The organism is Pediococcus sp. (assembly GCF_003533255.1).
Taxonomy (GTDB): Bacteria; Bacillota; Bacilli; order Lactobacillales; family Lactobacillaceae; genus Pediococcus; species Pediococcus parvulus.
The window spans coordinates 12,177-29,986 of sequence record NZ_DOEM01000005.1 but is presented as its reverse complement, the minus strand read 5'-3'; the positions used below and the strand labels follow the sequence as shown (position 1 = coordinate 29,986).

Sequence of the window (17,810 nt, the reverse complement as noted above, 5' to 3'; positions counted from 1 at the left end):
AGGATGTTTGACAGAGACCCAAATTTGGTCATGAATTACCAGATGAAGAGATCATGTTAATGGCAATGCAGATTCAAAGAATATTGAAATGAGAAAAGCATCTTGCACTATGACTGAGTAAAAGGCGTCATAGGCAAGATGCTTTTTAGATTTGCTTAGCTTTAATAAAAACTGTTTTTACATATAATACACAGTAATCTTTTCCGAATAGTCCTTTGCCAGAGTTTCCATCACTAGATGGGCCTTATCAAGTGCTTCTTCTGCTGTTTCGAAAACAGTATACTTGATTGTCCCATTCATATTAAGCGATGTGTGACGTCCGGCTACCAGAATTTGAATAGCTAATCCGGGTAATTTTAAGTCCATAACTTTCATTTTTTCCATATATTTGTTTAAATTCCTCGTCGTTTTATAAATTGTGGGGTTTTTAGTTTTTACAACATTGCCTTATCTCGCAACGTATCCTTATAGACATCCTCCATATCCAAAACATTAAAATGGTAATCTTCGGGATTCATTGTCCGGAATACTTGATAAGCAATTCGGATCAAAATTTCCCGGCAGTTTTGATATTCGGATGTTTCTAAATCAGGAGAACGTGGGATCCGTGTGGCGAGGTAGCTATCAATCGGCAAAAGGTGTACCTCACCATTAAATTGGCCGACTAGATATTTTGTGAGATCCAACTGGAAATCATAATAGCGGCGAACCATTTCGAGTTTGCGGTGGAAAGTTTTGAAATCAACTCGTACATTCAATCGATAGCCACCATCAAACACTATATATATCCGTTTTTCGTCTGCCGGATCTTTATAAATGTCTTTCATATGGTGCACGGCCACCCAATGAGTGGAGTCTTTGACAGGGCCACCAGTTGGAGCAAATTGAATGCTACCTAGAACGTAGGGCCAACATCTGTTTACAGAAAGTTGGCGACCCATGGCTTGCATCAGCAGAAAATTAGCCTCTTTTGACCGTGCGTATCGGTTAATTAGTTTCTTAGTCGTCATTTTAGTCTTGTGAATACCGCGATGGGCATCAAAAACGATGCTGTTGTAATCGGTACTCCAGTGTGAGGTGTCGTGGATGTAGAATGTTGTCTCGCTGCAAATATCTGTCTGATCGATAGTTTGCGCCATGTCTGCGATCTGTTCAAACCGACTAATTGTTCGCCGTTCAATAACCTCTTGCAATTCGTTTAACTTCTCCAAATGGATTGTATCCAACTTAACCACTCCTTATATTATTAATAATGAAAACTGTAAAAATATAACATTTATAGAGCTTATCACACTTTAAAAATCTGTGTAGTCGGAAGTCAGACATTTAAAATGCGAAATTCTTGGCATTTGATGAGAATGGAAGAAAAGAAAGCGAATGCAAAGAATTACTTGGTAAGGGCTTAACTAGGCTTGATATTAGGCGAGTTAACGCTTTTATATGTGAAAAGTTATGGTTGGTAAATTTTTTTGAATTTTTTTGAAAAAACTTTCAATTAAATTATTTCTCATCACATTAAGTAATGCGAACAAACCCAAAAAGCAGTCGGTCATGAGATACAGTCGATTTCTGCATGTTAAAGAAATTTTATGAATTGAGAAGTAAAAAAGATTGCACAATAATGAAAGCGTAATCAATAAAGACGAGGTGTTAAAAATGGATTTGAAACAGTTAAAGGATTTTCCGCCAAATTTTTTATGGGGTGCAGGTATTTCGTCATTCCAGGCAGAAGGTGATTGGCGAAAAAATGGACAAGGAAGATCAGTTATTGAATACACAAGAAAAGAAAAAAATACTACAAATTTTGAAGCTGGTGTTGATTTCTACCATCATTACAAAGAAGATATTAAACTAATGAAAGAGATGGGATTGCGAGCATTCCGAATCTCCATATCATGGACACGTATTTTTCCGAATGGTAAGGGTAAAGTTAATAGATCCGGTGTTGAATTTTACCATTCTGTAATTAACCAGCTAAAAGAAAATCATATTGAGCCTATTGTGACAATGTATCATTTTGATTATCCCCAGGCTCTGATTGATGAGTACGGAGGATGGCTTGACAGAAGAAGCATCAAGATGTGCAACACATCAAAAAGGAAAATATCGGCCTGATTGAGGTTATGGGGCGAGCTATTTTGCCGGCGCGCTTGAAGACTGAATTGCAGGAAGTGGAACGCTACTTGTTAAACCAACCGAACGAAATGAAAGCTTACCATCAAAAATGGGCTGATCATTTAAAAGCCAAACACGATTTCACGACGGCTAATGTCGAACAGATTGTGGATCAAGAAGTGGGGCACGTGTTTTTGCGCGTCTTGGAGGATGCTGGAATTTTCAAGCGCACTTCAGATGGGCAAGCAGGGTTTAAGCAGTTTATTCAAAAAGTTAATGCAACCAACTGAGCTAATTCAGTTAGTAGGTAAAGGCCACATGGAAGTGGTCATTTTTTTGGTGAAAATTGAAAGCCCTTTACTCGTTGAAATACCTAAAAAATGTTAAAATTAGGATGTTAAATAATATGCAATTGGGGGAATTTTAAGATGAGCGAAAGCCGCTTAGATCCAAAACGATTTTCAAAAATATTAGTTGGGGTTGATGATTCCCCAGATGCCCAGTTGGCGTTTCGGTTTGCGATGAACCGTGCCAAACAAGACAATGCCGAACTCGATATTGTATCCATTTTAGAACAGGATGATATCAATATTTATCAGGCATTGAACAAGGATTACATTTTAGACAAACGTGATGAGCTCGAGAAACATTTACAGGGTTATCGCAAAATTGCGGAAGAATTTGGGATTCGCAAGGTTGAAACCTACACTGCTGAAGGTGATGCCGGTGAAACGATTGTAAAAGACGTGATTCCGCATGTTAATCCGGATTTGTTAGTTATTGGTTCTTCTTCTAAGTCCGGAGTTGCCCGCTACTTTGGTAGTCAGGCTTCCTATATGGCAAAGTATTCACCAGTTTCTGTATTGGTTATTCGTTAGTTTAAGAGCGCTTGAATTTTAGTTTGTAAGTAGTTAGAATGATTATTAGAAGCAAATAATTCTAAAAGAAGGCTTAAAATAATGGCAAAGCAAGTTTATAACGATTATTTTTTTGATGAGCCAGCATGGAATACGCATGATGGCGGATATGTGCCGCTTGAAGAGCCGACGACACCGCAACGAAAGCTGCATGTACCAGCAGTTTTGCAGCCTGATAAGGAAACCGACACGGATATGTATTACACCGTGACGGCCGAAGAGGGTGAAACGCAATTATTACCTGGTCCGAAAACGAAGACCTGGGGTTATAACGGCAGTTTGTTAGGCAAAACGATTATCTTCAAACGAGGCAAGACTATTCATATCACGTTGAAAAATGATCTCCATGAACTGACTACCTTTCACTGGCATGGTTTAAATGTGCCAGGGCCATATATTGATGGCGGCTGTCATGCACCTGTTTATCCAGGTGAATCCAGTGACATTGAATTTGTCTGCAATCAGCCAGCGGCAACACTTTGGCTTCATGCGCATCCATGCCCATCGACTGCCCAACAGGTATGGCATGGTTTAGCGACTCCGGTGGTTGTTCAAGACGATGTGGAAGCCAAATTACCTTTACCACGCAATTATGGCGTAGACGACTTTCCGCTAGTTTTGCAAGACCGCAATTTTCACGAAGATAATCAGTGGGATTATAAAGCTGATTACGATCCCGATGGTGTTCAGGGTAAAACGCCAATGATCAACGGGACGATCAATCCTTATGTTGATGTGACAACTCAACGTGTTCGCTTACGCGTGCTGGATGGTGCTAACCGGCGTGAATTCCGTCTCCATTTTAATGATGGCTTAGAGTTTGCCCAAGTGGCTTCTGATGGTGGTATTATGCCAGAGCCCGTCTATTTCACTAAAGTCATGATGACTTGTGCTGAACGGGATGAGTTTATTGTTGATTTCGGCAAGTATCACGATGGCGGTGAAGTAGTGTTAATGTCAGATGATGTGCCGTTGGTTCATTTCCGGATTCATCAATTTGCTAAAGATGAGACGAAATTGCCAGACCATTTGGTTGATGAGCCTGATTTGCCCGTTACACCAGGGACTGAAACACGCCATGTGGTGATGTCTGGAATGGACGAAGAAGTTGCAATTGATGGCAAGAAGTTTAATATGCAACGTATTGATGCCCGGCAAAAAGTTGGTGATGTCGTTTTATGGGATGTGACCAATACCAACGATATGGTGGGGGGCATGATTCATCCTTTCCATATTCACGGAACTCAATTTTTGGTCGTTTCCAGAAATGGGCATGCGCCATATCCAAACGAGTATGGTTGGAAGGATACGGTAAGTGTCAATCCAGATGAACATGTTCAGATTAAAGTGCGATTTGAGTACACCGGTGTTTACATGTATCATTGTCATATTATTGAACACGAAGATGGCGGCATGATGGCGCAGATTGAATCGTATGATCCAGACCATCCAAAGACCTATAAATTGATGGATATGGACACCTTGATGAATGCTTTCGCTAAGGAAAACAACATTGAGCCAAAAGATTTGTGGCTCGGTGGCATGGGATCCTATGAAAAAATGGGCATGAAGATGTAAGGCTAAAGAAGTTAAGTATTTCAAATGAAAAGCTCGTAAAACTTTCATAGAGAGTTTTACGAGCTTCTTTGCAATCGTTGACAAAATTAAAATATAATTGTATAGTGTGCTTGTTTGAGTAAACGATTACTCTTAATTATTAAGAAAAGAAGGTGAAATCTTGAACTACAAGCTGTCTATAAAAGAAATTGCAAAATTAACGGGGGTTTCAACGGCCACAGTTTCGAGAGTTATCAATAATAATGGTCGTTTTTCTGAGAAAACCAGAAAGAAAGTTCAGAATGTAATTGAAAAGTATAATTATGAGCCTAATCGAGTGGCCAAGAGTTTACGTATTAAAAAGTCAAATACTGTAGGAATTGTTGTGCCAGATATTACTAATTCGTTTTTTTCAAGTACGGTCCAACAAATCGAGGCTTATTTGTTTGAAAAAGGGTATTCTACAATTATTTGTAATACTGCGCACGATCAAGAAAAAGAGACAAAGTATTTGAAAATTTTGGAAAGTGAAATGGTAGATGGTATCATCATTATTTCTGGCGCAATAAACTTTCAAACAACTGAATTACATAGCAAGTTACCTTTAGTTTGTATAGATCGAAATCCAAACGATAATGATATTTTATTTGTAGGATCCGACCATTATGCTGGGGCCGTTCTTGCAACTAAGTATCTGTTAAAAAAAGTTAATGATATAACCCTTATTCGTTCTGAACGACAATCAGTATCTTCGCTGGAAAGGCATCGTGGATTTCAAGCTACGGTGAAAGAATATCAGAATGTCCATGCGGAAAGCTTTATTTATGGTGGAGATGATCGCCAACTAAAAGTATTTTTAAGTAAAAAAATGGGGATTCATAGACCTTTTGGAATTTTTGCGAATAGTGATGAATTGGCTGCAACGATTCTGTTACAGGCACATTTATTGAATATTAAGGTACCAGAGGAAATGAGATTAGTTGGTTTTGATGATGCCCCAATTGCCAAAGTTTGTTATCCTCAACTGACAACTGTTCAACAAGATGAAGAGCAGATTGCCAAATTAGCCTGCAATCAATTAATAGACCTAATGAATCATATTACAATAAAGAACAAAACAACTATTAAAATACCAGTTAAACTGATTATTAGAGGAACTGCCTAGTTTTTTTTATTGGTTGAGTAATCGATTACCCAAATTAACAAATAAATTAAAAAATAGAAATGAGGTTTTTGATAATGAACTTAATTAATCCTTCAATGATGTGTGCAAATTTTGCGGATTTGGCAAATGAAGTTAAAAAATTAGAAGACGCAGGAATTGATATGTTTCATATGGACATTATGGATGGGCAATTTGTACCAAATTTTGGAATGGGACTGCAGGACTATGAATTAATAGGACGCATAGCGACAAAGCCACTTGATGCACATTTAATGATTGTAAATCCAGAAAAATATGTAAAATTGTTTTCAGATTTGGGCGCTAGTTTAATGTATATACACCCAGAAGCAGACGAACATCCAGCTAGAACAATTGATACTGTTCATAATTTAGGTAAGAAGGCCGGAATAGCTATTGATCCAGATACGTCGATCGAAACGGTGAGGGAACTATTACCATTGGTGGATGCCGTTTTAGTTATGACTGTGAATCCGGGATTTGCGGGACAAAGTTTTTTGGATTTTGTATTACCAAAACTAACCGAGATTTGTAGACTGCAAACCAAGTATAGCTATGTAGTTGGAGTAGATGGCGCCATTTCACCAAAACGTATTCAGGAATTAAGCAAGCTAGGTGTAAAGAATTTTATTGTTGGTACTTCGTCCTTATTTGGTAAAAATAAAGAATATAAAGCCATCGTTCGGGAATTAAAACAACTTTAGCCTAGAAAAAATAGGGTTTGGCGTTACCTAATTGATTATTTTTGTGATATTCAATAAAAGCTATTTATTTTTTTTGCTCAAAATGAAAAAAGATGAATATATTTGGCATAATGTGGTTGCGAATGAATAAATATGGTGCTATACTGAATTTGTCAAATAAATGGGAGGGATTACAATATGAAATTAGCAACAAGAATTAATTCGTTTTTACCAGTTAGCGATAATGATTTAGGAAAGGTTTTTAAGAAGTTCAAATCACTTGGGTTGAATTACGTAGATTTAAACTATCCGGAACATGTAAAGGGTATTTCATCCGATAAAATGAAAGCGCTTCTTAGCAACAATGATCTTCAGTTAAATGGTGTGGCTCTCAGATTTAAGGAAGATTACATCAGTGGAGAAATTGGTAACCCTAATCAAGCTATTGCAGATAAAGGATTACAACTTTGCAAGGATGCGGCAGATTACTGTCGCGCTGTTGGTGGCCACGTTGTAACAGTCTGGTTAGCACATGATGGATTTGATTATAATTTTCAGATTGATTATACAAATGTTTGGGCACAACTGGTTAAAGCATTTCAAGCAATGGCAGATTATGCACCAGATTTAAGATTTAGCATTGAGTATAAACCGTTTCAACCAAGAGCATATGCGTTCATTGACAGTATGGGCGTTACAGGAATGATGTTAAGTGAAATTAATCGAAAAAATGTAGGGGTCACTTTAGATTATTGCCACATGTTAATGAAACACGAAAACCCAGCAATGGCAGCAGATATTTTTGGTGGTCGTAAACAGCTCTTCGGAATTCATTTGAATGACGGATATGGAATGAATGATGATGGCTTAATGATTGGAACTGCGAGCCCATTTAAAACACTTGAATTCTTGTATTATCTTAAAAAGCATTCATATGGTGGAATGATTTACTTTGACACATTCCCTGTAATTGAGGGAGCTACTGATGAATGTGAACAAAATATCAAGATGATTAAATATCTTGAATCCCGAATTGACCAAGTAGGTTTAAGCGAAATTCAAAAAGTGATCGATAAAAATGATGCAATTGAGGCACATAAATTATTGATGAAGTTTTTAAATAATAATCCTGCATGACAATTTAGCTAATAACAATATGAGGAGTGAACAAACATGAGTATGGACTTTAAGCAAGGTGCCAAGGATATTTTGAAAAATATCGGTGGCGCAAAGAATGTTGGAAATATGAGTCATTGTGCAACGAGATTACGATTGAACCTGGTGGATCGTTCTCTTGCAGATGATGAAAAAGTTGCAGCAATTCCTGGTGTTTTAAATGTTGTATATAAAGCCGGTCAATATCAGATATTAATTGGTACCGAAGTCCCTAAACTGTATGCAGAATTTGAAAAGCAAGTTAATATCGAGCGGGGAGATGCACCTGCAGAATTAACTGAAGATCAGGAGAAAGCTGCTAAGGGGAGCATTATTAGTCGAATGTTTTCTGCAATTTCTGCTATCTTTGCTCCATTGTTACCTGCTTTGGCTGGCTCTGGTATTTTACGTGGCTTGTTGATTTTGGCAGTTCAAGTGGGCCTTATCAAAAGTGGAAGTGGTACATATACAATTTTATATGCTGCTTCAATGAGTGTATTTTACTTTCTACCAGTTTTACTTGCATTCACTTCAGCTAAACGTTTTGGGGCGAGTCCATATTTATCAGCCTTAATTGGATCAGCTTTACTTTATCCGGATTTTATTAATTTGATGGGTAAAACTGGAAATGGTGCGATGACTAATTTCTTTGGAATTCCGGCAGTTTTGATGAATTATAACTCAACTGTTGTACCAATTATTTTAGCTATTTGGGCATATTCATATTTGTATAAATGGTTGGATCGGAAAATTACGGAAAATTTGAAATTAGTTCTATTACCATTAATCTCACTGCTTGTTATGATCCCACTTACAATTATTGTTATTGGACCACTTGGTGTGTATAGCGGTGAAGCGATTGCTTTCTTTGTCAATTGGTTGATTGGACATAGTAGTATTTTAGCCGGCGTCGTAGTTGGAGGCGGCTGGAGTGTTCTGGTAAGTATGGGTATTCATTGGGCCATTAATCCGATTATGATAAATAATATTGCTAACAACGGATTTGATTATATTTGTCCCTGGACCTTTGCCTGCAATTTTGCAGTAATCGGTATGACAGTTGGTGTTTGGCTCAAGGCACGCAACTCAAAGCTTCGTAGTTTTGCTTTGACTGGTTTAGTAACTATTGCACTCTCAGCAATTATTGAACCAACTTTGTTTGGACTATTGGTAAAGAATCGTAAATTATGGTTAGCACAGATTATTGGTGGCGCAGTCGGTGGTGCTTATCTAGGATTAACCAAAGTTGTAACAAATGCTTTTGTGTTTGGTAGTGTTACAACATTCCCAGCATTTATTGAGAAAAATGGTGCTAATTTCTTGAATGCTATGATTGGACTTGGAATTGCAGCTGTCGTTGCAGCGGTTTTAGCATACTTTTTCACTAACCGTGAAGAAAAATTAATTTAAAATGCTTTCTATTGTTGAAAAATCCACCATTATTAGTTATTGTAAAAACAATGAGGGTAAAAATAACAAAAATAAGGTGGAGTTCAAAATGATTCCATATGAACGACAAAAAGCAATAATTACATTGTTAGCAGATAAGGATCTCGTTAAAATAGATGAATTACACAAAGACTTACCAAACATTTCAATGTCGACTTTACGACGTGATTTGAAAGCGCTTGAATCGAGCGGTGATATTGAATATTTGGTCGGAGGTGCAATTAAAGCGACTGTTACTTCAGGTGAGTTACCAATGTCAAAAAAATCTTCTTTGCATGAAGCAGAAAAGAAAATCATCGCCACACGGGCTGCCGATGAAGTATGTGATAATGAAAGTGTTTATATTGATTCTGGGTCAAATAATGCATTGTTATTGAATCAATTACTGGATAGAAATATCACGATATATACAACAAATACAATTATATTTAATATAAACTGGAAATTTAAGGCATCTGTAATTTTGCTGGGTGGTCGATATGATCCTGAAATATCTTCTTTAAGTGGTACTTTAACTGAGAATAATTTGAGTGATCTATATTTTGATCGTGCTTTTTTAGGAGTTAATGGAGTAGACGATGAAAAAGGTATTACGACACCAAATATCGCTGAAGCAACAAAGAAGCGTTTGATTAAATCAAATGCAAAGCGTACCTATTTGTTATGTGACAGTAGTAAATTTCACCGTGTGTCTTCAGTGAGAGCGTTTGACTTAAAAGATGTCATACTAATTTCTGATAAGAATGATACAAAGCTTAGCAAACACGTGCCAATATTACTTCCTGAATGATGAAAGGAAAGATGTTGAAATGGGTTTATTCTCTAGAAAAAAACGTACAATAAATTTGTTTGCGCCGGTTTCTGGTGATTTGATTGCAATTGAAAAGGTGGATGATGAGGTGTTTTCTAGCAAAGCTTTAGGAGAAGGCTTTGCAATTAAGCCAACCAATGGGGACGTATATTCACCAATTGAAGGTACTGTTACTTCAGTTTTCCCCACCAAACACGCAATTAGTCTTAAAACTAAGGATAAATTAGAGGTTTTAGTCCACCTTGGAATTGATACAGTTGAGTTAAACGGTAAAGGATTTGAAACCTTTGTCCAGGAGGGTGACACAGTAACTGAAAGCACTAAGCTGGTTAACGTTGATTTAGATTATTTAGTCAAGGAAAAAAAGGCTAGTGATGTTATGGTCATTTTTACAAATTTGGATCAACGAAAGTTAGTTTATAATGAGGGTAGTGTGGCGCAAGGCGACTCTGTTGGTCATATAGAATAACCAATGATTATTAGTGATAAGGAAGTTCATAACAACTTATGTTCTGGCTTTTTTTATCACTAGAAAAATGAATACGTTGGAGATTTAGATGAATGGTCATGAAGATGTAAGGCTACTAGATTCTAAATAACTAAAGGTTGAAAGAATCAAAATCACTTCAATAACTAGTATTAAACGACTTGGTTCAAAAGTAGTAGTTTCAATCTTTAGCTAAACAAACTAAAAAAATCCACTACTGGCCAAAATTTTGGCGGTAGTGGATTTTTCAGTTGCTGAAAAAAGTGGAGTTAGCTTTTTGAACTAGGGATAAACGGCTCTCTAAAGTTCAAAATATTCATACAAATCATCGATTGTCAGCTTCTGTTTTTCTTCACCAGAAACATCGATTTTAATCTGGCCCTTGTCCAAAACAATCAAGCGATTACCATATTTTAAAGCATCTTCCAAATGGTGGGTGATCATCAAACAAGTTAGTTTATCCTCTTTAATTCGATCGTCAGTAGCTTGCAATAACTCTTGGCTAGTTTTGGGGTCCAGAGCAGCGGTATGTTCATCCAGTAATAAAATATCAGGTCGTTTAATCGTCGCCATCAAGAAACTTAAAGCCTGCCGTTGACCACCAGAAAGCTCGCCAGCGGGAGTGTTTAAGCGATGGCTGAGATCATTTTCCATAGTTCCGGTTATTTCTTTAAAATGGGACATTTGACGTTTTAAACCGCGGAAAACCAATCCACGACGGGCACCACGTTTTTCTGCTAACAAAAGGTTTTCGGATACTGTCATTCGCGGTGCTGTACCTAACTTAGGATCTTGAAAAACTCGGCTAAGGAAACGCGTTCGTTTTTCTTCTGAAAGGTGGGTGATGTTCTGGCCTTTGACCAAAATTTGGCCTTCATCAACGGCTAAGTTGCCACCAATCGTATTAAACAAGGTGGATTTTCCGGCTCCGTTTGATCCTAGGATCGTGATGAAATCACCGGGGTACACTTTTAAATTAATGCCACGAAGAATCTTTTGCTCATCGGGGGTATGGCGATTTACATAAGTGGTCACGTTTTGCAGTTCTAAAATTGGATCAGTCATGATCTCGCACCTTCTTATCTGGGAGTGGCGTTTTAACGCTATTTTTAACAAATCGGTCTAAATGCAAAGCAGTGCGGAAGGTTGGTAACATCAAGCACAGCGCTAATACAATGGAAGAAATTAAGTTCAAATCGTTTGTACTGAACCCGAGTTGCAACACGATCAACAAGACAAAACGGTATAAAATGCTACCGCAAGTCACGGCGATTAACCGCTGATTCATGGATAAGTTACCGAAAACCACTTCGCCGATGATGATGGAAGCTAACCCGATAACGATGATTCCGATTCCCATGTTGACGTCGGCATAGCCATCACTTTGAGCAACTAAAGCACCAGATAGGGCGATCAAGCCGTTTGAAACCATTAAACCCATGATCTTCATGCTATCAATATGAATGCCAAGCGATTTTGCCATGGTTTCATTATCGCCAGTTGCGATGAAAGCTTGACCCAAGTTAGTTTGGAGAAACATACCTAACACGATGGTCACAATGATGACAATCAACAAGCCAAGGGAGACACTGTCGAAATATTTAGGCAAAGACTCTAAAAACGAATTGGTGAATAAACTTTGTTTTCCCAGCAAGGAGATGTTGGAAGTGCCCATAATGCGCAAGTTAATCGAATAGCAAGCGGTCATGACCAAAATGCCGGCTAACAAGATAGGAATGCGACCTTTGGTGTACAAAAGTCCGGTTGCTAAACCTGCCAACATACCAACTAGAATGGCTAGGAGGGTAGCTAAAATAGGTGACACGCCGTGGGTAATTGCGGCCACACAGACTGCGGCGCCCATGGGAAATGTGCCTTCAACTGTCATGTCAGGGAAATCGAGAATTCGGAAAGTTAGAAACAGTCCAATTCCCAAAATACCCCAGAGGAAACCTTGTCCGATTGCAGATGTTATTAAACTCATTTGAATAACTCCCCTTCCGTTTTGGCCGTTTTAAGTAATGAGTCAGGAATGTGAATTCCTAATTTCTTGGCCTGCTTTAAATTAATAGTTAATTCACCATGTTTGACGTATTCTACTGGTGTTTTGCTAATTTTCTTACCCTTAAGTAAACGGCCAGCCATGCGGCCAGTCATAATGCCCAATTTGTATTGGTTAACGCTGTAGGTTGCCACGCCACCTTGTTTGACCATGGTATCAACCGCGGGGAAGATCGGTACGTTAGCGTTATTCGCATTTTTGACGAGAGTCTGCATAGCACCGGCAATTGTATTGTCAGTGGGGACGTAGACGGCATCGACATTTTGTAACATGGTCTGTGAAACTTGGTTCAAATCGTTAGAATTAGAAATCGAGTAAACTTTGTATTTGACGTTTTCTTGCCGGCAAAGCTTAGTAAACAATTTGTACTGTGCAACCGCTGAATTATCGCTGGAAGTATAGATAATGCCAAGTGTCTTAAGTTTTGGCATTAGTTTTCGAATTAAACCAAGTTGCTCTTTTAATGGTGCCTGATCGGAAACACCGGTGATGTTGGCTTCAGGATGATTCTCGTTTTTGACTAACCCGGCACCTTTAGGATCAGTGACGGCCCCTAAAACAATTGGCGTTTTCTTGGTCACATCAGCTAAAGCGAGTGATGAGGGGGTTGTAATCCCAATCATTAAATCGGCATTTTCGTTCTCGAACTTCTCACTCATGGATTTCAGGTTACTTTGATTTCCCTGAGCATTTTGATAATCGATCTTGACCGTTTTACCTTTGACATAGCCTTCATCTTTGAGTCCCGCGATGACTCCCTTTTGAATTTGTGCCAGGGCTGGTTGATTCATAAGTTGCAGAAGGCCAACTGTGGGGATCTTTGGCTTGGCAGTTTGTTTGGTGTTACTTTGAAAAAATGCAAAACCTAGAAAAATAAAAATTGCTGCGATAAATGTGATTAAGCGTTTCATATGGTTAACTCCTCGTATTATATGTTTTGAAACTTTGCTTCTTACTATTCACTACTCAAAATTAATGACCTGCCCATGGAATTGAATTTTTTAGAAAGAAAAAAGAACAATCCCATTGCAGGATTGTTCTTAATAAATCGAAAACAAAACCCACATGAATATTATAATCCATGCGGGCTTTTTTCTACGTCAAAGTTAGCCGGCACAGATACGATCTGTATGCATCCAGGTCGTATCTTGCCAAAAGACAATCACAACCTAATTACCGGCTTTGCCAACGATTATTCAGTTGTGTGTTTGTCTTTGTCATATGCGTAACCAACTTTCTTTATTAATTGATTCTGAGTATAGGTAAGTTTTTGATGAGTGTCAAGATAAATTTGAAATTTTTTTGAGGTGTGCCTGGGTATGAAAAAAGCCTCTCAAACTTTGGACAGTTACCAGAGGCTTAATTCATATTTAAGTTGTTGTAAAAGTCCACCGTCTTAAACGGTAAGCTATTGGATCAGGATTTAGTCGCATAAATCTTGATCCTTTTTGATCACACCCATATTATAGAATTTTTGAAGTGCTAAACCAATAAATAACATATTAAGAAGGTGTTCTTGAAAAGAGAAGTCTAAATCAATTTTCAGATGGATCCAACACATATCAATCATACAGATTAGGAAAGTGGTTGTTCATCTGATTTCATAAATTGGTTTTACCATAGTTATTCCAAAATGGACGTGAATTACAAACCGTGCTATACTTTAGAAAAATTATAAAAGTGAGGGATCTGCCATTGAGAAATTAAGTTAATTCTGTTGAACCTGTTAGTGCACCTGTCATAGGGTGGACTGTGCAGTTTTTCAGGATTGGCTAATCTTTCTCGATGGGCAGGTCCTTTTTGTATGCTCATTTTTAGTCGGCCTGAAAAAGCTAGAAAAAATGAGGAATTTATATGTCTAAAATTGAAATTAAAAATCTAACATTTGGCTATGATACGCAGGGGAGTTTGCTGTTTGATCACGTCAATTTAAACCTGGATAGTAACTGGAAACTAGGATTGATAGGGCGCAATGGCCGCGGTAAAACAACTTTTTTGAATCTTCTCCAAAATAAATTAAATTATCAAGGACAAATTAGTGCCAATTTAGCCTTTGATTATTTCCCCCAAACAATTAAGAATCTACAGCAACTTACCTTCTTCGTCTTAAACGATTTGGGTGTTACTGAGCAGTGGAAAGTAGAACGCGAACTGAATTTATTGGGAACTGATCCTGATATTTTGTGGCGAGACTTCACTACATTGTCTGGTGGTGAACAAACCAAAGTTCTCCTGGCTAGCTTATTTACCCAAACAGTGAATTTCCCTTTGATTGATGAACCGACTAATCATTTGGATATTAAGGCTCGTGAGCAGGTAGCTAATTATTTGAAACATAAGAAACAGGGTTTCATTGTGATTAGTCATGACCGCAAGTTTGTCGATGACACAGCCGACCATATTCTCTCAATCGAAAAGTCCAATATTTTAATGTATCAGGGCAATTTTGCCACTTACGAAGCTCAAAAAAAGTTGAGTGATACGCATGAAGAGATGGAAAATGCCAAACTTAAGAAGAGCATTTCCCGATTGAAACAGACAGCGGCTGAAAAGGCGGAATGGTCACGTTCTAAAGAAAGCGAAAAATATGGAAATCCCCACGTTAAGGGAAGTGGATCAATTGGCGATACAGGCGCGATTGGAGCCCGGGCAGCGCGTACCATGAAGCGAGCGTTAACCTTGCAAAAACACATGCAAAAAGATATTCAGGAAAAAGAAAAGCTGCTGAAAAATATTGAATATATTGATCCGCTGTCAATGAATTTTGTGCCAACCCATCATGATCGATTGTTGACGGTTAAAGATCTTACCTTGAGTTATCCAGATTCTGAAAGTTCCTTGTTTGATCCCATTTCGTTTGAGATTAAAAAAGGCAATCGGGTGGGAATCGTTGGCCCCAATGGTGCAGGAAAATCCACCTTGATTCGGGCAATTCTTGGTCAGTTTGCCGGCAAGGTCTCTGGTGAAATCGGGCAACCACAACATTTAAACGTTAGTTACGTGCGCCAAAGTTATGACGACAACCGAGGTACGTTAACTGAATTTGCGGAAACAAATCACCTAGATTATCAGGAGTTTTTGAATAATCTCCATAAATTGGGGCTCGAACGCAATGTGTTTACAACTAAAATTGAGCACATGAGTATGGGACAGCAAAAGAAAGTGGAGTTGGCAAAATCATTGTCGGTGCCGGCGGAATTCTATTTGTGGGATGAACCGTTGAATTATCTGGATATTTTTAATCAAGAACAGTTAGAAACCCTGATTAAAACGGTTAAACCCTCTATGCTGATCGTGGAACACGACCGGGAGTTTATCCAGCATGTGACAACGGATGTGGTGGAGCTGAAAACGGTTGGATAAATGAGCCTAATTCTGAAAAATGGCAGTATCTAAATGCGAGATATGATAAAATGAATTAAACAAATATACTTTGAGCTTTATAAGTATATACAAATTTAAGGGGACTTTTTAAAATGGTTCATTTAATTTATACTGCTGTATTAACGGTTATTGGTATTCTTTGTATCTTCGTTCCGCTATGGCTGCTGATGCGCGCTAACAAATCAATTTCAATGAAGGTGCTCCCTACAGAAGACGACACTAAAGTGTTCTACACGTATGTTTGGTTTTACGAAACTGGGAAATTAGAAGTTCTGAATGGGGATGCTTATCAGGTAGGCAAAGAAATTCAGGCAACAAATGCTGGCAAGTATGTCATCAAAGAGGTCAACAAAGAAGTATTGTTCATGGGAATGCAACGCAAATATGAATTTGTTTTAGGCTAAAAAAAATGGCGATTCGCAATTAAGCGGATCACCATTTTTGTTTATTTTGATTTCTCTTCTTTAAGCTTCCAAGCTTTGTAAAGATCATAGCTGAACAGAATAAAGATTGCAATTGTACTTACGGTAGTAATTGTAAGGCCAAACGAGACGAAATCAATGATTGACAGCAATAACATAAATATTGCACCGATTAAACTGATAATGATTTTTCTGTTCATAGTTATTCACGACCTAAGCATTTTGTTCTTCAGCTTGTACCTTTGCAACACGTTCACTGATCTTCATAAATGGAAGGTAGAGAACAACACCAAGTGCGATGATAACAAATTGCACAACAGGTGCACGCCAATCACCGGCAGTTGCTAGATAAGGGCCAATTAGTGGTGGAGTAGTCCAAGGTACTAACACGACGGTTCGTCGTACCAAACCAACGAGGGTTGCGTAGTAGCCAATAATACTACCAATAGTTGGGAACAAGACGAATGGAATCATCATTGGTAAGTTGAAGACAATTGGATAACCAAAGATCATTGGTTCGTTAATATTGAACAGTCCAGGAGCTAATGATAAGTTAGCAACTTGACGTGAAGATTTAACCTTACTGAAAATTAAAATAGCAATAATCAAAGAAATTGTACTTCCTGAACCACCAATCAAAGTGTAGCTACTTACAAATGAAGTAGTGATGATGTTTGGAATATGTGCGAATGAATGTGAAGTTGCATATGCAGTCATGTTAGCATTCATATTGATTAAAACTAGAGGATCCATCAAAGTACCAGAAATAACAGTTTGGTGAATAACTAAAGTAAATAGGAAGTTGGCAGCTGTATAAATTACACAAAATCCAACAATGTTAGTATTGAAACCACGTAATGGTTCCTGAACCCAAGTCTTAATTAAGTTGATCAAATCGGCATTGAAGAAGCCTGCAAGTAACGCAGCAATCAAAGCGAATAATGACATTAAGATTAAAGCGGGTAGTAAAACACTAAATGATGAAGAAACTGCAGGCGGAACGTTATCGCCTAAATGGATCTGTAAACTCTTGTAACTTGATAACTTAATAAAAATACCAGTTGCAAGTAATCCAACAATAATACCACCAAACATACCTTGTGTACCGGTGTTTAAGTAACTAAGACCGCCAGTAACAGCTGACATTTTTGCACCAGCTGAGGCAACAGTTCCTAGAGAAACCGTCTGAGGCATCATGATCATTAAACAAGCTAATGACATGGCAGATGCAGCGATTGGGTTAGAGAAGCCCTTATTTTTAGCAAGTGCATATCCAATCATAGGGGCTACCAACAAACCGGCAACCTGTAAGGTACCATTATTAATGGCATTTCCGAAAACCTGGACCTTTGCTAAAGTTTCACCATGGAAGATCCATGTGAATACGGTATTATTGAGCAATACACCAAGACCAGCGATGATAAAGACGGGTAAAATAACCGCGAAAGCATCACGTAATGATCGAAGGTAAACCTAGTTACCGACTTTAACGGAGACTTCGGTAAACTTTGCAATAAAACCCGAGTTCTCAAGTTTTTCGCTTGAGCTTTGGTTCTTATCTTCACTCATAAGTTTTTTCCTCCTT

General features: G+C 38.0%; 16 protein-coding genes and 2 pseudogenes. 12 read left to right on the top strand and 6 right to left on the bottom strand.

Going from position 1 to position 17,810, the window contains the following annotated elements; all coding sequences use genetic code 11:
* Window positions 1-177 precede the first annotated feature (177 nt).
* Both DD627_RS01750 and DD627_RS01745 read right to left on the bottom strand, forming a co-directional pair.
* Window positions 178-384 carry a hypothetical protein gene (locus DD627_RS01750; RefSeq protein ID WP_260274798.1) on the bottom strand — a complete coding sequence of 69 codons (207 nt, stop codon included), beginning with the start codon at window positions 382-384 and terminating at the stop codon, window positions 178-180.
* Window positions 385-434: 50 nt separating this feature from the next.
* Complete coding sequence (locus tag DD627_RS01745; protein ID WP_260274797.1) at window positions 435-1,226, bottom strand: hypothetical protein; 792 nt, start codon at window positions 1,224-1,226, stop codon at window positions 435-437.
* A gap of 430 nt (window positions 1,227-1,656) precedes the next feature.
* Between DD627_RS01745 and DD627_RS01740 the strand changes: the two genes are divergently transcribed.
* The 10 genes and pseudogenes from DD627_RS01740 (at window position 1,657) to DD627_RS01695 (ending at window position 10,339) form a co-directional block, all read left to right on the top strand.
* Window positions 1,657-2,115, top strand: coding sequence for a family 1 glycosylhydrolase (locus DD627_RS01740; protein ID WP_260274796.1), 459 nt, complete (start codon window positions 1,657-1,659; stop codon window positions 2,113-2,115).
* Window positions 2,073-2,405, top strand: a pseudogene (locus DD627_RS01735) (UDP-glucose--hexose-1-phosphate uridylyltransferase); the annotation flags it as partial. The gene DD627_RS01740 and the pseudogene DD627_RS01735, both read left to right, overlap by 43 nt.
* Before the next feature lie 138 nt (window positions 2,406-2,543).
* Window positions 2,544-2,993 carry a universal stress protein gene (locus DD627_RS01730; RefSeq protein WP_057783380.1) on the top strand — a complete coding sequence of 150 codons (450 nt, stop codon included), beginning with the start codon at window positions 2,544-2,546 and terminating at the stop codon, window positions 2,991-2,993.
* Between the two features lie 81 nt (window positions 2,994-3,074).
* The gene (locus DD627_RS01725; protein ID WP_260274795.1) at window positions 3,075-4,610 is read left to right on the top strand and encodes a multicopper oxidase family protein; all 1,536 of its coding nucleotides are present in this window, start codon (window positions 3,075-3,077) and stop codon (window positions 4,608-4,610) included.
* Between the two features lie 160 nt (window positions 4,611-4,770).
* Window positions 4,771-5,754, top strand: a complete 984-nt coding sequence (locus tag DD627_RS01720) for a LacI family DNA-binding transcriptional regulator (RefSeq protein ID WP_260274794.1) — start codon at window positions 4,771-4,773, stop codon at window positions 5,752-5,754.
* Between the two features lie 74 nt (window positions 5,755-5,828).
* Window positions 5,829-6,476, top strand: a complete 648-nt coding sequence (rpe, locus tag DD627_RS01715; protein WP_260274793.1) for a ribulose-phosphate 3-epimerase — start codon at window positions 5,829-5,831, stop codon at window positions 6,474-6,476.
* 177 nt (window positions 6,477-6,653) lie between these two features.
* Window positions 6,654-7,592 carry a sugar phosphate isomerase/epimerase family protein gene (locus DD627_RS01710; protein WP_260274792.1) on the top strand — a complete coding sequence of 313 codons (939 nt, stop codon included), beginning with the start codon at window positions 6,654-6,656 and terminating at the stop codon, window positions 7,590-7,592.
* Window positions 7,593-7,634: 42 nt separating this feature from the next.
* Window positions 7,635-9,020, top strand: a complete 1,386-nt coding sequence (locus tag DD627_RS01705) for a PTS transporter subunit EIIC (protein WP_260274799.1) — start codon at window positions 7,635-7,637, stop codon at window positions 9,018-9,020.
* A gap of 88 nt (window positions 9,021-9,108) precedes the next feature.
* Window positions 9,109-9,849, top strand: a complete 741-nt coding sequence (locus DD627_RS01700; protein ID WP_260274791.1) for a DeoR/GlpR family DNA-binding transcription regulator — start codon at window positions 9,109-9,111, stop codon at window positions 9,847-9,849.
* 19 nt (window positions 9,850-9,868) lie between these two features.
* Window positions 9,869-10,339 (top strand): PTS sugar transporter subunit IIA, encoded by a 471-nt coding sequence (locus DD627_RS01695; RefSeq protein WP_260274790.1) that lies wholly within the window; start codon window positions 9,869-9,871, stop codon window positions 10,337-10,339.
* A gap of 318 nt (window positions 10,340-10,657) precedes the next feature.
* Here DD627_RS01695 and DD627_RS01690 read toward each other — a convergent pair whose 3' ends face one another.
* From DD627_RS01690 to trpX, 3 genes are read right to left on the bottom strand one after another with little or no spacing between them, the layout of a single operon-like run.
* On the bottom strand, window positions 10,658-11,422 hold the full coding sequence (locus DD627_RS01690) for an ABC transporter ATP-binding protein (RefSeq protein ID WP_260274789.1): 765 nt from the start codon (window positions 11,420-11,422) through the stop codon (window positions 10,658-10,660).
* Window positions 11,415-12,341 (bottom strand): ABC transporter permease, encoded by a 927-nt coding sequence (locus DD627_RS01685; protein ID WP_057783373.1) that lies wholly within the window; start codon window positions 12,339-12,341, stop codon window positions 11,415-11,417. Before DD627_RS01685 ends, DD627_RS01690 begins: the two co-directional genes overlap by 8 nt.
* On the bottom strand, window positions 12,338-13,330 hold the full coding sequence (trpX, locus tag DD627_RS01680) for a tryptophan ABC transporter substrate-binding protein (RefSeq protein ID WP_260274788.1): 993 nt from the start codon (window positions 13,328-13,330) through the stop codon (window positions 12,338-12,340). The genes DD627_RS01685 and trpX overlap by 4 nt, the downstream gene beginning before the upstream one ends.
* Before the next feature lie 943 nt (window positions 13,331-14,273).
* Between trpX and abc-f the strand changes: the two genes are divergently transcribed.
* Both abc-f and DD627_RS01670 read left to right on the top strand, forming a co-directional pair.
* Window positions 14,274-15,782, top strand: coding sequence for a ribosomal protection-like ABC-F family protein (abc-f, locus tag DD627_RS01675; protein ID WP_260274787.1), 1,509 nt, complete (start codon window positions 14,274-14,276; stop codon window positions 15,780-15,782).
* Window positions 15,783-15,895: 113 nt separating this feature from the next.
* Window positions 15,896-16,207 carry a hypothetical protein gene (locus DD627_RS01670; RefSeq protein ID WP_260274786.1) on the top strand — a complete coding sequence of 104 codons (312 nt, stop codon included), beginning with the start codon at window positions 15,896-15,898 and terminating at the stop codon, window positions 16,205-16,207.
* Between the two features lie 231 nt (window positions 16,208-16,438).
* Here the strand turns inward: DD627_RS01670 and DD627_RS01665 are convergent.
* Window positions 16,439-17,794, bottom strand: a pseudogene (locus tag DD627_RS01665) (PTS sugar transporter subunit IIC).
* Window positions 17,795-17,810: the final 16 nt, after the last annotated feature.

Excerpts from the sequence above, each read along its gene's own strand:
- DD627_RS01730 (WP_057783380.1), top strand. The coding sequence starts at position 2,544 with ATGAGCGAAAGCCGCTTAGATCCAAAACGATTTTCAAAAATATTAGTT.
- abc-f (WP_260274787.1), top strand. The coding sequence starts at position 14,274 with ATGTCTAAAATTGAAATTAAAAATCTAACATTTGGCTATGATACGCAG.
- DD627_RS01695 (WP_260274790.1), top strand. The coding sequence starts at position 9,869 with ATGGGTTTATTCTCTAGAAAAAAACGTACAATAAATTTGTTTGCGCCG.
- trpX (WP_260274788.1), bottom strand. The coding sequence starts at position 13,330 with ATGAAACGCTTAATCACATTTATCGCAGCAATTTTTATTTTTCTAGGT.
- DD627_RS01710 (WP_260274792.1), top strand. The coding sequence starts at position 6,654 with ATGAAATTAGCAACAAGAATTAATTCGTTTTTACCAGTTAGCGATAAT.
- DD627_RS01685 (WP_057783373.1), bottom strand. The coding sequence starts at position 12,341 with ATGAGTTTAATAACATCTGCAATCGGACAAGGTTTCCTCTGGGGTATT.
- DD627_RS01740 (WP_260274796.1), top strand. The coding sequence starts at position 1,657 with ATGGATTTGAAACAGTTAAAGGATTTTCCGCCAAATTTTTTATGGGGT.
- DD627_RS01725 (WP_260274795.1), top strand. The coding sequence starts at position 3,075 with ATGGCAAAGCAAGTTTATAACGATTATTTTTTTGATGAGCCAGCATGG.
- DD627_RS01705 (WP_260274799.1), top strand. The coding sequence starts at position 7,635 with ATGGACTTTAAGCAAGGTGCCAAGGATATTTTGAAAAATATCGGTGGC.
- DD627_RS01700 (WP_260274791.1), top strand. The coding sequence starts at position 9,109 with ATGATTCCATATGAACGACAAAAAGCAATAATTACATTGTTAGCAGAT.
- DD627_RS01690 (WP_260274789.1), bottom strand. The coding sequence starts at position 11,422 with ATGACTGATCCAATTTTAGAACTGCAAAACGTGACCACTTATGTAAAT.
- rpe (WP_260274793.1), top strand. The coding sequence starts at position 5,829 with ATGAACTTAATTAATCCTTCAATGATGTGTGCAAATTTTGCGGATTTG.
- DD627_RS01670 (WP_260274786.1), top strand. The coding sequence starts at position 15,896 with ATGGTTCATTTAATTTATACTGCTGTATTAACGGTTATTGGTATTCTT.
- DD627_RS01750 (WP_260274798.1), bottom strand. The coding sequence starts at position 384 with ATGGAAAAAATGAAAGTTATGGACTTAAAATTACCCGGATTAGCTATT.